The 12,067-nt window shown below is 73.3% G+C and carries 10 protein-coding genes, 1 tRNA gene and 1 pseudogene; 7 read left to right on the forward strand and 5 right to left on the reverse strand.

The genetic code is table 11. The annotated features are described in order from the left end of the window. Positions 1-88: 88 nt before the first annotated feature. From A2CP1_RS00055 to A2CP1_RS00065, 3 genes are all read right to left on the reverse strand, one after another. On the reverse strand, positions 89-1,132 hold the full coding sequence (locus tag A2CP1_RS00055; protein ID WP_012631466.1) for a hypothetical protein: 1,044 nt from the start codon (positions 1,130-1,132) through the stop codon (positions 89-91). Positions 1,133-1,461: 329 nt separating this feature from the next. Further along, the gene (locus A2CP1_RS00060) at positions 1,462-2,130 is read right to left on the reverse strand and encodes a DsbA family oxidoreductase (protein WP_012524091.1); all 669 of its coding nucleotides are present in this window, start codon (positions 2,128-2,130) and stop codon (positions 1,462-1,464) included. A gap of 118 nt (positions 2,131-2,248) precedes the next feature. After that, positions 2,249-3,232, reverse strand: coding sequence for a RimK family alpha-L-glutamate ligase (locus A2CP1_RS00065; protein ID WP_012631467.1), 984 nt, complete (start codon positions 3,230-3,232; stop codon positions 2,249-2,251). A 122-nt stretch (positions 3,233-3,354) separates the two neighbouring features. Here A2CP1_RS00065 and A2CP1_RS00070 point away from each other — a divergent pair, with 122 nt between their 5' ends. The 6 genes from A2CP1_RS00070 to A2CP1_RS00095 all read left to right on the forward strand — a co-directional run bounded on the left by A2CP1_RS00070 (position 3,355) and on the right by A2CP1_RS00095 (position 9,367). After that, positions 3,355-6,195 (forward strand): isoleucine--tRNA ligase, encoded by a 2,841-nt coding sequence (locus A2CP1_RS00070; RefSeq protein WP_012631468.1) that lies wholly within the window; start codon positions 3,355-3,357, stop codon positions 6,193-6,195. After that, positions 6,195-6,815, forward strand: a complete 621-nt coding sequence (gene lspA / locus A2CP1_RS00075; protein ID WP_012524094.1) for a signal peptidase II — start codon at positions 6,195-6,197, stop codon at positions 6,813-6,815. The genes A2CP1_RS00070 and lspA overlap by 1 nt, the downstream gene beginning before the upstream one ends. A gap of 12 nt (positions 6,816-6,827) precedes the next feature. Further along, positions 6,828-7,733 (forward strand): prolipoprotein diacylglyceryl transferase, encoded by a 906-nt coding sequence (gene lgt / locus A2CP1_RS00080; RefSeq protein ID WP_012631469.1) that lies wholly within the window; start codon positions 6,828-6,830, stop codon positions 7,731-7,733. Positions 7,734-7,766: 33 nt separating this feature from the next. Beyond that, the gene (locus A2CP1_RS00085) at positions 7,767-8,507 is read left to right on the forward strand and encodes an MXAN_5187 C-terminal domain-containing protein (protein WP_012631470.1); all 741 of its coding nucleotides are present in this window, start codon (positions 7,767-7,769) and stop codon (positions 8,505-8,507) included. A 236-nt stretch (positions 8,508-8,743) separates the two neighbouring features. Beyond that, positions 8,744-9,136: a hypothetical protein gene (locus A2CP1_RS00090; RefSeq protein ID WP_012631471.1), complete on the forward strand. Its 393-nt coding sequence runs from the start codon at positions 8,744-8,746 to the stop codon at positions 9,134-9,136. A 158-nt stretch (positions 9,137-9,294) separates the two neighbouring features. Next, positions 9,295-9,367, forward strand: a tRNA-Phe gene (locus A2CP1_RS00095). Between the two features lie 229 nt (positions 9,368-9,596). Here the strand turns inward: A2CP1_RS00095 and A2CP1_RS24045 are convergent. Together A2CP1_RS24045 and A2CP1_RS00105 are read right to left on the reverse strand one after the other, a co-directional pair. Then, positions 9,597-10,289, reverse strand: a pseudogene (locus A2CP1_RS24045) (tyrosine-type recombinase/integrase); the annotation flags it as partial. A gap of 563 nt (positions 10,290-10,852) precedes the next feature. Further along, complete coding sequence (locus A2CP1_RS00105; protein WP_012631474.1) at positions 10,853-11,440, reverse strand: recombinase family protein; 588 nt, start codon at positions 11,438-11,440, stop codon at positions 10,853-10,855. 154 nt (positions 11,441-11,594) lie between these two features. On the opposite strand from A2CP1_RS00105, the gene A2CP1_RS00110 reads away from it, so the two are divergent. Beyond that, positions 11,595-12,035, forward strand: coding sequence for a hypothetical protein (locus A2CP1_RS00110; RefSeq protein WP_012631475.1), 441 nt, complete (start codon positions 11,595-11,597; stop codon positions 12,033-12,035). Positions 12,036-12,067 lie beyond the last annotated feature (32 nt).

The raw sequence follows: 12,067 nt of genomic DNA on the forward strand, positions 1-12,067 counted from the left end.
CGGGAGGGCAAGTTACCCGTCAGGTGCCACGAACGAAGAGGGCCGCCCGGCTGAAGGGCGGCCCTCCCGGAAGGCTCGCGAGCCGGGGCTAGAGGCGCTGGAAGCGGCGGTCCTTCAGGTCATCCTGCTGCCGCGCCTTCCGGTCGTCCTTCTTGCCGTTGTCGGCCTTGTCGTTCTTGTCGTCCCGGCGGCCCTGGCCGTTGCCGCCGCCGCGCGCGTCGTCGCGCGGCGCGGGGGCGGGAGCCGGCGCGGGCGCGGCGCGGCCGGGTGGGGTCCCGCCGTGGCCGGGAGGCTGGACGTTCCCGCGGTCGTTCCCGCGGCCGGGCGCGGGGTAGGCCGGGGCGCTCGGAGCCGCCTGGCCGGGCGGCGTGCCGCCGTGGCCCGGGGGCAGGTTGCCATGACCGGGGGCGTCGTCGCGGCGGCCGCGGTCGTCGGGCACGGGCGCGGGCGCCGGTGCGGGAACGGGACGTCCGGGATACGGCGCGGGCGCGGGGGCAGGCGCGGGGAGCGGTGCGGGTGCGGGCGCCGGGGGGGGGCGGCCGGGGTACGGGCGGTCCGGATACGGCGCAGGTGCCGGGGCCGGCGCGGGACGGCCCGGGTACGGCGCGGGCGCGGGGCGGCCGGGGTACGGCGCCGGTGCGGGCGCAGGCCGCGACGGATACGGCGCCGGGCGCGAGGGCCAGTAGGCCGCCGGCGGCGGGCGCTCGGGGCGCCAGTGGCCGCGGTAGGCCCAGCCGTGGCCGCGCCGCCACTGCCAGTCGTTGCCGCGCGGCGGGTAGTAGTCGTGGCGGTGCGGCCCGCGGACGTAGCACCAGCCGCCGCCCGGCACCGGGTGGCCTTCCCAGTACGTGAAGACGAGCGGGCCCCGGTAGAAGTAGTAGCCGCCGTCGAGCACGTAGGCCGAGGGCTGGTCCGGGTAGTAGTCGTGCCAGTGCGCGCCGGGCTCGTAGCACCAGCCGCCGCCGAAGGCGTCGGGCACGAAGTGCTCGCCGTAGTACCAGACCTGCAGCGGCGGCGCGGGGGCGGGCGCCGGCATGGCGACCGGCGGCGGCTCGGACGGCACCGGCGTCGCGACCACGCAGCCGGAGGCGGCGATCGCGAGCGGCGCGAGGATGGCGAGGGTGCGCTTCATGCTGGGCTCCTCGGAGCGGCGCGCTCCACGGGATCGACGGGGCGGTGCCGCGTCGAAATTCGAGCGAGAGCATAGCAGCGGCCATGCCACCGCCGAACTCCGCGGAACGACGTGCGTGGGCGCGGATGTGCGCGCGCGCCCGCGGCACGGCGTGAACCGGGCGCACGCTGCGACCTCCGCGGCGCGGCCCGTATCCAGCGCCGCGCAGCGGCGCCCGCGGGGACCTTGCGCGAGCCCGCAGCAGCGGGCGCGCAAGGTCACGGGCTCCGCGAAGCAGGCGTGGGGCCCCGACGGCTCCGCCTGCGGGGCGAGGGCGCAGCCCTCGGCGATCAATGCAGTGTCTTCAGCGGTGCGAGGCCGAGGCGGGCGGAGGCGTAGCGCTGGAGGACGGTGCGGTACTCGTCCACCGAGCGCGGGCCGGTCACCAGCCACTCGTCGCCGATGACGAGCGCCGGCGCGCCGCGGATGCCCTTGTCGAACGCGCTCTCGTGCACCGCCCGCACGCGCCGCTCGGTGGCGGGCGCGGCGAGGGCGCCGGCGAAGCGGTGCAGGTCGAGGCCGGCCCGCTCGGCCAGCTCGAGCAGCACGTCGGTGCGCGCCACGTTGAGCCCGCGCACCAGCGACGCCTCGCGGATGGCGTGGCGCAGCGCGGCCTCGCGGCTCGGGCCCTGCAGCCGGGCGGCGGCGAGCGCGGTGAGCGCGGGGATGGAGGTGAGCGGCGGATCGGGCGAGAGCCAGAGGTCGTCGGTGATGGCGGCCGCCTCGGGCTCTCGCGCCGCCTTGCGCGCGGCGCGGGCCAGCGCGCGCCGCTCGGCCTTGGTCATGGCGCGCGGCTCGAGCCGGGTGGGGAACGGCTCGAGCTGGAGCGCGCCGAAGGCGCCCTCCACGTCCTCGAGCGCGGTGAGGATGCGGCGCTCGGCCACCAGGCACCAGGGCGAGAGCGGATCCTCGTACAGGACCAGCGTGACGGGCTGTGCGTGACGGAAGTTGGGAGACACGGCGGGCGCGGATTCTACTCGCGCCCGCGCGCCGCGCAGAAGCGACGGGCGGCTGCCTGCTCCCCCGTGTCACGCGACCCGGCGACGGGGTGCGACGCCCACACGACGCAGCGTGAGGTCAGGCGAGGTGCCCGCTCGCGTAGCCCGACTGCCGCGTGCTCGCGAAGTCCACCGCGTGCCGCACGTACAGGGCGGCGATGTCGAGGCCGGTGGCGGCCTCCAGCCCCTCGAAGCCCGGCGAGCTGTTGACCTCCATGATCTTCGGCCCGGTGCGGGCCTCCAGCATGTCCACGCCCGCCACCTCGAGCCCCATCACCCGGGCCGCCTTCACCGCCGTCTCGGCGTACTCGCGCCCGAGCTCGAGCGCCTCGGCCACGCCGCCGCGGTGGATGTTGGAGCGGAACTCGCCGGCGCGCGCCGTCCGCCGCATGGCCGCGACCACGCGGTCGCCGACCACCAGCGCGCGGACGTCCCGGCCCTTCGACTCGGCCACCAGCTCCTGCAGCAGGATCTCCTGGCCGAGCGTCCAGAGCGTGTCGAGCAGCCCGCGCACCTCCACCTCGGTGTTCGCGATCATCACGCCGACGCCCTGGCTGCCCTGGATGAGCTTGATGATGCAGGGGAGGCCCCCCACCATCTGCACCGCCTCCGGCACCTCCTCGCGGTAACGGCACATCACGGTGCGCGGGATGTCGATGCCGAAGCGCGAGAGGAGCTGCAGCGCGCGCAGCTTGTCGCGCGAGCGGCCGATGGGCGTGGCCGCGGCGAGGACGGGGACGCCCATCAGGTCGAACTGGTTCACCACCGCCACGCCGTAGCCGGTGATGGAGGCGCCGATCCGGGGGATGACCACGTGGACGTCGCTCGCGACCACCTCCTCGCCCAGGTAGAAGATCCGCGGGCGGTCGCGCGCCAGCACCATGTTGCATCGCAGGGTGTCGAGCACGCGCGGGGCGTGGCCGAGGGCGGTCGCCGCCTCGACCAGGCGGCGGGTGGAGTAGAGCCTCGGGTTGCGCGACAGGATGGCGACGCCGAGCTCGCCGTCCGGACGCGGGCGGGCGGCGGCGCGCTTCGCGCGGGCGGTCTTCTTGCCTGGGGGCATGGGCGCGGGAAGGTTAGCGGCCTTCCCCCGCCCCCGCAACGCGGCGCGGCGCTCGGAAAACCGTTCGTTGATCCCGCCCCCCTCGGCTGCTAGAACCCTTGTCTTTCCGAGGCAAAAGAGCCGTGGACTCCAAATACAGCGTCAACCTCCCGAAGACCGACTTCCCGATGAAGGCGAACCTCCCGCAGCGGGAGCCCGAGATCCTGCGCCAGTGGGAGGAGCAGGCGATCTTCCAGCGCCTCGTCGCCCAGAACGCGGGGAGGCCCGGCGCGAAGCGGTTCGTCCTGCACGACGGCCCGCCGTACGCGAACGGCGACATCCACATCGGCCACGCCCTCAACAAGATCCTGAAGGACGTGGTGGTGAAGTACCGCAACCTGAACGGCGAGGTGGCGGACTACATCCCGGGCTGGGACTGCCACGGCCTGCCCATCGAGCTGAAGGTGGACAAGGAGCTCGGGCCGAAGAAGCGCGAGCTCGACCGCCCCGCCATCATCGAGGCCTGCCGCAAGTACGCGCAGAAGTGGATCGAGAAGCAGCGCGAGTCGTTCAAGCGGCTCGGCGTCTTCGGCCGCTGGGAGACGCCCTACGCGACCATGTCGCGCGGGTACGAGGCGGAGATCGTCCGCACGTTCGCCCGCGCCGCCGAGAAGGGCTTCCTCTACCGCGGCAAGAAGCCCGTCTACTGGTGCATCACCGACCGCACCGCGCTCGCCGAGGCGGAGGTCGAGTACGAGCAGCACCGCTCGCCCTCGATCTACGTCGCGTTCGACCTGGTCTCGGCGCTGCCCGACCCGAAGCTCGCCGGCCGCCCGGCGCGCCTCGTCATCTGGACCACCACGCCCTGGACGCTGCCCGCGAACCTGGCGGTCGCCGCGCACCCGGACTTCACCTACGTCGCCTACGACCTGAACGGCCAGGTGGTGGTGGTGGCGAAGGACCTGCTCGCCGCCTTCCTCGCCGACGTGGCGCCCGGAGAGCTGTCGGTGTCGGACGTGCCGGCGCCGCACTCGCCGCCGGCGCACGAGGCCGCCACCGGCGGCGGCGGCACCGTGCTCGCGCCGCAGCTCGCCCACCCGGAGCGCGTGCTCGCGCACCTCGACGGCAGCGCGCTCGAGGGGCTGCGCTACCGCCACCCCTTCCTCGACCGCGAGTCGCAGGTGATCCTCGGCGACCACGTGACGCTCGAGGCCGGCACCGGCCTCGTGCACACCGCGCCCGGCCACGGCCAGGAGGACTACGTCGTCGGCCTGCGCTACGGGCTCGAGGTCCTGAACCCGGTGGACGGCGCCGGCCGCTTCACCGAGCGGGCGGGCAAGTACGCGGGCAAGAAGATCTTCGAGGCGAACCCGGAGATCGTCGCGGACCTGCACGCGTCCGGGCACCTGCTGTCCGACCCGAAGGCCAGCCTCGAGCACAGCTACCCGCACTGCTGGCGCTGCCACAACCCGGTGGTCTTCCGCGCCACCGACCAGTGGTTCCTCTCGCTCGAGCACGCCGACCTGCGCAAGGCCACGCTCGCCGAGATCGACCGGGTGCGCTGGATCCCGCACTGGGGCCGCGAGCGCATCCACAACATGATCGAGAACCGGCCCGACTGGTGCGTCTCGCGCCAGCGGACCTGGGGCGTGCCGATCCCGGTCTTCTACTGCGAGGGCTGCAACGAGGCGCTGCTCTCGCCGCCGGTGATGGAGCGGGTCGCCGCGGCGTTCGAGGCCGAGGGCATGGAGGCGTGGTACCGCCACCCGCCCGCCGACTTCACCGCCGGCGCCGCCTGCCCGAAGTGCGGCAAGACCGAGTTCCGCCGCGAGCAGGACATCCTCGACGTGTGGTGGGACTCGGGCGTGTCCTGGGCGGCGGTGATCGAGCGGGAGGGGCTGGAGCTGCCGGTGGACCTCTACCTCGAGGGCTCCGACCAGCACCGCGGCTGGTTCCACTCGTCGCTGCTCACGTCGATGGCCCTGCGCGGCGCGGCGCCCTACCGCGCGGTGCTGACCCACGGCTTCATCCTCGACCAGCACGGCAAGGCGATGTCGAAGAGCGCCGGCAACGGGATCGAGCCGTCGGAGATCATCAAGAAGTACGGCGCGGACATCCTGCGGCTGTGGGTGAGCGCCTCGGACTACCGCGACGACATCGGCCTCGGCGACCAGATCCTGGCCGGCCTGGCCGAGGGCTACCGCAAGATCCGCAACACCATCCGCTACGCGCTCGGCGCGCTGGACGGGTTCGACCCGGCCCGCGACGCGGTGCCGGAGGCGGAGCTCGAGCCCATCGACCGCTGGGCGCTGGCGCGCCTCGCCGCCTGGGACGAGAAGGTCGCGAAGGCGTACGAGGACTACGAGTTCCACCTCGCCTACCACGCCACCATGCAGTTCTGCGCGGTGGAGCTGTCGGCGCTCTACTTCGACGTCATCAAGGACCGCCTCTACACCTGGAAGGCCGACGGGCGGCAGCGCCGCTCGGCGCAGACGGCGCTCCACGCGATCGCGCAGGATCTCATCCGGCTGCTCGCGCCCATCCTGTCGTTCACGGCGAGCGAGGCCTGGACCTACCTGCCGGGCCGGCCCACCGAGAGCGTGTGGCTGGCGGGCCTGCCACGCCGCGCGCGGCCGGCCGACGCCGACGCGCTGGAGGCGCGCTACGGGAAGCTCTTCGAGGTGCGCGGGGTGGTGCAGTCCAAGCTGGAGGAGGCGCGCCGCGCCAAGCTCATCGGCTCGGGCCTGGAGGCGATGGTGACGGTCCGCGCCGAGGGCGAGCAGCGCCGGCTCCTCGAGGAGGCGCGCGCGGAGCTGCCCACCCTGTTCATCGTCTCGAAGGTGGTGCTCGCCGACGGCCCGCTGTCCGCCGAGGTGGCGCGTGCACCGGGCGTGAAGTGCGAGCGGTGCTGGATCTACGCCGAGGACGTGGGCCGGGACGCCGCCCACCCGACGCTGTGCGCGAAGTGCGTGGGCAACCTGTGATGCGGCGACCGGTCTCGAAGTGGGCGCTCCTCGCCCTCCTGTTCGCGGCGCTCCTCGCCGCCGACCAGTGGACGAAGTACCTGGCGGTGGAGCGCCTCACCGTGGTGTTCGAGCGCGGCGGCGACGAGACGCTCGCGGAGCGGGTCCGCGGCTTCTACACGTACCGTCACCTCGAGCCGCTCTCGACCGAGCCGTACTACGTGTGGCGGCCGGTGTGGCGGATGAACTACGTGGAGAACCCGGGCGCCGCCTGGGGCCTGTTCCGCGGCCACTCGCAGCTCTTCCGGAACGCGTTCTTCACGCTGGTTTCGCTCGCCGCGGTGGCGTTCATCCTCCACTACTACCGCAAGCTCCGGCAGGATCAGCGCTACCTGCAGGTGGCGCTCGCGCTGGTGCTGGCGGGCGCGGTGGGCAACTTCGTGGACCGCCTGGCCCGCCGGTACGTCATCGACTTCGTCGAGTGGTACTGGTGGAACCGGCCCGACCTCCGCTGGCCCACCTTCAACGTGGCCGACTCGCTCATCGTGGTGGGCGTCGCGATGCTCGTCCTGCACCCCGGCTCGAAGCGCGAGGCGGCGCGCGCGCCGGAGCGGCGCGGCGCCGCGGCCGAGCGCGTGTAGGCCTCGCCCCGCATGCTCCCCGTCCTCTTCCGGATCCCGCTGCCCGGCGGCGCCTCGCTGCCGCTCCACACCTACGGCCTGCTCATCGCGGTCGGCTTCATGGTGGGCATCTGGCTGGCGCAGCGCGAGGCGGCGCGGCGCGGCCAGGATCCGCGGCGGCTCGCCGACCTGGCCTTCTGGATCCTGGTCGCGGCGCTGGTGGGCAGCCGCGTCTACTACATGCTCGTGAACCCGGGCGACTTCTTCTCGCCCGCGCGGTTCCTGGTCGCGACGCCGTTCGGCCGCATCCCGCGCGTGCTCGCCGTCTGGCAAGGCGGCCTGGTGTTCTACGGCGGGTTCATCGGGGCGGCGCTCACCGCCGCCTGGTACCTGCGCCGGCACCGGATGGGCTTCCTCGAGCACGCCGACACGCTCATCCCCTCGGTGGCGCTCGGCCACTTCTTCGGGCGGCTCGGCTGCTTCGGCGCCGGCTGCTGCTGGGGCGACGTCGCCCACGGCCACCTGCCCTGGGCGGCGCGCTTCCCGCCCGAGTCGCTCGCGTTCCAGTCGTTCGCCGACCGGCCCGATCCCGGCCAGTACCTCGCGCCCGACCGGCTCTCCACCCTGCCCCTCCACCCCACCCAGCTCTACGAGGCGTTCGGCGAGCTCGGGCTGTTCCTCCTGCTCGTCATCGTGGTCCGCCCCCGGAAGCGGTTCCACGGCCAGGTGCTCTCCGCGTGGCTGATGCTGTACGCGGTGCTGCGCACCGGGGTGGAGGCGTTCCGCGGCGACGTGGAGCGCGGCGTCATCCTCGGCCTCGGCGTGGGCCAGTGGACCTCGCTCGTGATCTTCGCCGCAGGTGCGGCGGTGTGGGCGCGGGCGCGCCGTTCAGGGGCGGTCGGGGCCGGTGCGGCGGCGGCGCCCGCGGGCGGGCGTTGATGGGCGGGCGCGGGCGCCGATAGACTCCGGCGCGTGGCGCTCCCTCCGCAGAAGCCCGGACGTCCCGCCGGTCCCCCGCCGTCCGCGGAGGAGGCGGCGCGCGCCGCGCGCCACGCCACCGACGAGCTCACCGACGAGACCGCCAAGCTGGAGGAGGAGCTCGAGGCGCTGAAGGCGAGGTACGAGCAGTACTTCCTCGGCACGGAGCGCCGCGAGCCGGCGCACTGGCGCGACGAGGTGCGCAAGAAGGTGCTCCGGCTGAAGGGCGCCTTCACCCGCAACACCGGGCTCCGCTTCCGGATCCAGTCGCTCCACGCGCGCTACCTCTCCTACGAGCGGCTCTGGCAGCGGAGCGTGCGCGAGCGCGAGGAGGGCACCTACCGGCGCGACCTGCTGAAGGCGCGCCGGCACGCGCGCGAGGCGGAGGGGACCCCGGCGGCCGCCGCCGCGAGCGCCACGCCGGCGCCCGGGTCCGCGTCCGCATCACCCAGGGTGGAGTCGCCCGCGGCCGTCGCCAGGCCGTCCGCGACGCCGCCGCCCGCTCCGTCCGCCGCCGGCGGCGACGAGGCGCGGATGCGCGCGCTCTACGACGCGTACATCTCGGCGAAGAAGCAGTGCCACGAGGACGTCTCGCGGCTCAGCTACGACGTGGTCGCCCGCAGCGTGGCGAAGCAGGTCCCCGAGGTCATGGCCCGGTTCAAGGCCAAGTCGGTGGACTTCCGCGTCGAGGTGAAGGACGGCAAGGCGATCCTGAAGGCGATCCCGCGCGTCTGACCCGCCTCGCTGCACCCGGACGCAACGTCGGCTGGCGCCCGTCGTGAATCCCCACGACGTGGCGCGGGGCGCGCACGCCGCCCCGCCGGTGCGGCGCGAAGCACATTCTCCTGTGGTGAAGCGGATCTGCGCGGCGGCCACCGCGCGGGTGCCCTGTCACCACCGGGAGGTTCCCTCGCACATGGTAAGTGACCAACGTCCTCCCCGAGCGTCTGCTGGTGTGGGGGGAGGAAAGCTTGCGAGCGCTGCTGCCGTCGATCGCCGCCGTCCTGCTCTGCGCTGCGTGCGGCAGGTCCGACGCCGACGCGCGCCGGGCGCGGCTCGGGGCCGAGCGCCGCGCGCTCGAGGCGACGCTCGATCACCTCGAGGATCGCCTCATCGTGAACCAGGCGCGCGTGCGGTTCTGGAAGGAGATGCAGTCGCGGCACGAGAGCGTGACCGCCGTCGCCTGCACCTCGCAGGAGGAGCACGCCATCGAGATGGCGCGCCACGTCCTGCCCGGCGAGCCCGCCCGCCGCGCCGGCCGCCGCGCCTCCACCGAGCGCGCGTCCATCGACCGCGCCCGCGTGGCCGCCGCCCCGAACGCCCCGTCCCCGGCGCCCGCCCGCACCGCCGCCGCCGCGCCGTAGCCTCCCCGCGCCCGCCCTGCTCGCGTCCCCCCGCCGGCCCGCGCCTCCCTGGCCAGCGTCTACCGCTCGTAGACGTTTTCGGTTTGCGTCCGGCCCCGTTCGATCGTAAAAGGGCTGCCCGCGGCCGGCGCCTTGCCGGCCGCAAGCGCCGTGAAAACGCCTGGGTAGCTCAGTCGGTAGAGCAGGGGACTGAAAATCCCCGTGTCGCTGGTTCGATTCCGGCCCCAGGCACTCCTTCCGAGCTCGAACACCATCGTGGCCCGCCAGATCGCGAGATCTGGCGGGCCTTCTGATTTTCGTGTGGCAGGTTCTCCGCCACAACGGGAGGCGCTCCGGTTCCCAGGAGTCCCTCCTCTCCCACGAGTCGACCCAGTGCTGCTTCCGATGTGCTTCCGACGCTGGGCACGGCGACGGACGGGAGCTTCGCGACCGCGCGGCGGAGGTTCTCGTCGTTCAAGCGGCCGTACACGAGGTCCACCATGCGCGTCGAGGCGTGGCCCAGGAGCTTCGCGACGACGGCCGAGTCCTCGCCCTGCTGCTTCATCCACGACGCGAAGGTCCGGCGCAGGTCGTTCGGGCTCACGCGGGCCACGCCCGCGTGCGCGCACGCGATCCGCAGGTCTCGGCCGACGTTCGCCCACGCCTCCACGACGAAGCCCTTCTTCGACGGGTCGCTTGCGAGTTCGTCGGCCAGCGGCTGCAGGATCGGAACCGAGCGCCGCGCCTTCGCGGTCTTCGTGCCCGGGAGCACGAGCCAGCCCGTCTCCAGGTTGACGTGCGTGTCCCACCGCAGCGCCTCGACCTCGGATCGGCGCGCCCCAGAGTAGACCGCCACCATGATCCAGCGCCGCCGCTTCGCGTCGAGCACGGCGAGGAGCTTCCCGAACTCCTCGACGGAGAGGTGCCGCTCGCGCGGCCGGTACGTCACGCGGAACGGTGGGAAGATCGAGCGCGGGTCGCCCACGTAGAGCTTGCGGGCCTTCGCCGTCTCCAGGGCGACGCGGAGGGTCGAGAGTTCCTTCCGCACCGTCTCTCGGGCCGCTCCCTCACCCAGCCGCTGGTTGATGTAGTCCTGCACCTTGTCGAGCGAGAGCGCGTGGACCTGCTGATCGCCGAAGACGCGGACCAGATGGCCGCCCTTCTTCGCGTACATCTCCAGCGTCCCCTCGGCGCGGTCCGAGCAGCCAACCTCCACGATGAAGCGGACGGTGTCCTCTACGGTGTGCGGGGCCGCGTTCGAGGCCGCACCACCCGAAGCATGGGCCTCCCGCTCGAACTGGCGGAGGCGGTCGCGGGCGATGCGGCGGTCGGCCGTCCGGAGGGAGCGAGTGACCCGCTTGCCGTCCGGGCCGTAGAACCAGCCGTAGTACCACCCGTTCTTCTGGCACGACTTCCGGAAGAGGTGCTCGCCCACGGGTCCTCCATGCTGCCGTCGATGAAGGCTTCGAGATCGCGTTCAGCCACGCGGACCGCGCGGACGCCAAGCCGTGCGCGACCGATCTGCTGCATGAGCCGGTAGGCGGTCGAGAGCGGGACGCAGAGCCGAGCGGCGATGGCTTCGGCGTTCAGAAGCTGGGTGGGCGTCCTCGCGGTCACCGGGGACCTGCTGGCCGGCGCGGTGCGGTGGGCGGCAGGGCCGCCGGGGCGAGGGAACTCGGCGCTCACCCTCTACTGTAACAGTGCGCTGGAGGGGTCCTGACCGGCGCGGCGTGAGGGTCATGCCGCCACCTGGCGGGCGGCCCATGTCGAACACCCGAGCGCCTCCGCGACCTCACGCCACGAGTGGCCCTCCTCCCGGAGGCGCTGCACCTGCACGCGCTCGGGCCGGGCGACCTGGGGGCGGCCGATGCGCTTCCCGGCGGCCCGCGCCTTCTGGATGCCGAGCTTCGTGCGCTCGCGGATCAGGTCGCGCTCGAACTCGGCCACCGATGCCAGCACGCCCAGGATGAGGCGGCTCATGGCGTCGCCCCCGGGCCGGATGTCGATGCCCTGCGTGATCGCGATGAACCGGACGCCGGCAGCGTCGAGGTCGCGGATGTTCGCCAGCACGTCGAGGGCGGAGCGGCCGAAGCGGTCGAGCTTCCAGACCACCACCGCGTCGAGCTTCCCGCGCCGGGCCGCCTCCATGAGCCGCTGGAGACCAGGGCGGTCGTTGCGGGCGCCGGAGCCCGTCTCCTCCATGTCGAGGACGACCTCGCCGCCGAGGCGTGCAGCCGCGCCGCGAAGCTCCTCGCGGGCGAGGCTGGCGTTCTGGTCGAGGGTCGAGACGCGGTGGTAGGTGGCGATCCGCGCGGGGTTGTTCATCGCGATGGTGTAGCAATACGTCCAGTTCCCACCAGCCCGTGACCATGGGGCCAACCCCGCGATCTGCGGGGGCGTGAGGCGGCCGTTCCCAGGGTCCCCTTCCCGCAGGCCGTGCCCGGCGTGCCGGCCGGCACGCGACGGCAATCTAGGGTGAGTGAAGACCATCGACGCGAAAACTCGGGCCAAGATCGCCCGGGGATGGGCCGGCTCGTCCCTGACGCAGGACGAGTACGCGGCGAAGTACGGGATCAGCGCCCGGACGCTCCGCCTGTACCGCTCGCGGTATGCCAGCCGGCAACCTCCAGTGGACCAGGTACGCGCGATCATCACCGGCGCGATGCAGGAGCTTCGAGACCTGCTCGACAGCCTGGATCGCGAGGAGCCCAAGGCGGCATGCCACTCGGTCACTTGCACTGACCAGAAGCTCGTCGAAGATGCGGGCGTCGTCGGTCTGAACGACGACGCGGTGAACGCGCTAGTCGCGTCCGTGCGTGCCGAGTTCGCCGCGCTTCCCGAGGCCGAGGAGGTTGGTTCGGCGCGCCCGAGGGCGCGGCCCGGCTCGTTCTTCGCGGACATGGACGCCCTCCCGAGGTAGCCGGCGTTCGAATGCTGCGGTTGCGTCTCGCG

This window comes from Anaeromyxobacter dehalogenans 2CP-1 (assembly GCF_000022145.1).
GTDB classification, from domain to species: domain Bacteria; phylum Myxococcota; class Myxococcia; order Myxococcales; family Anaeromyxobacteraceae; genus Anaeromyxobacter; species Anaeromyxobacter dehalogenans.

What these genes read in the sequence shown, in the direction of transcription:
- A2CP1_RS00055 (WP_012631466.1), bottom strand. Translation starts at nt 1,132, where the DNA reads ATGAAGCGCACCCTCGCCATCCTCGCGCCGCTCGCGATCGCCGCCTCC.
- A2CP1_RS00065 (WP_012631467.1), bottom strand. Translation starts at nt 3,232, where the DNA reads ATGCCCCCAGGCAAGAAGACCGCCCGCGCGAAGCGCGCCGCCGCCCGC.
- lspA (WP_012524094.1), top strand. Translation starts at nt 6,195, where the DNA reads ATGCGGCGACCGGTCTCGAAGTGGGCGCTCCTCGCCCTCCTGTTCGCG.
- lgt (WP_012631469.1), top strand. Translation starts at nt 6,828, where the DNA reads ATGCTCCCCGTCCTCTTCCGGATCCCGCTGCCCGGCGGCGCCTCGCTG.
- A2CP1_RS00105 (WP_012631474.1), bottom strand. Translation starts at nt 11,440, where the DNA reads ATGAACAACCCCGCGCGGATCGCCACCTACCACCGCGTCTCGACCCTC.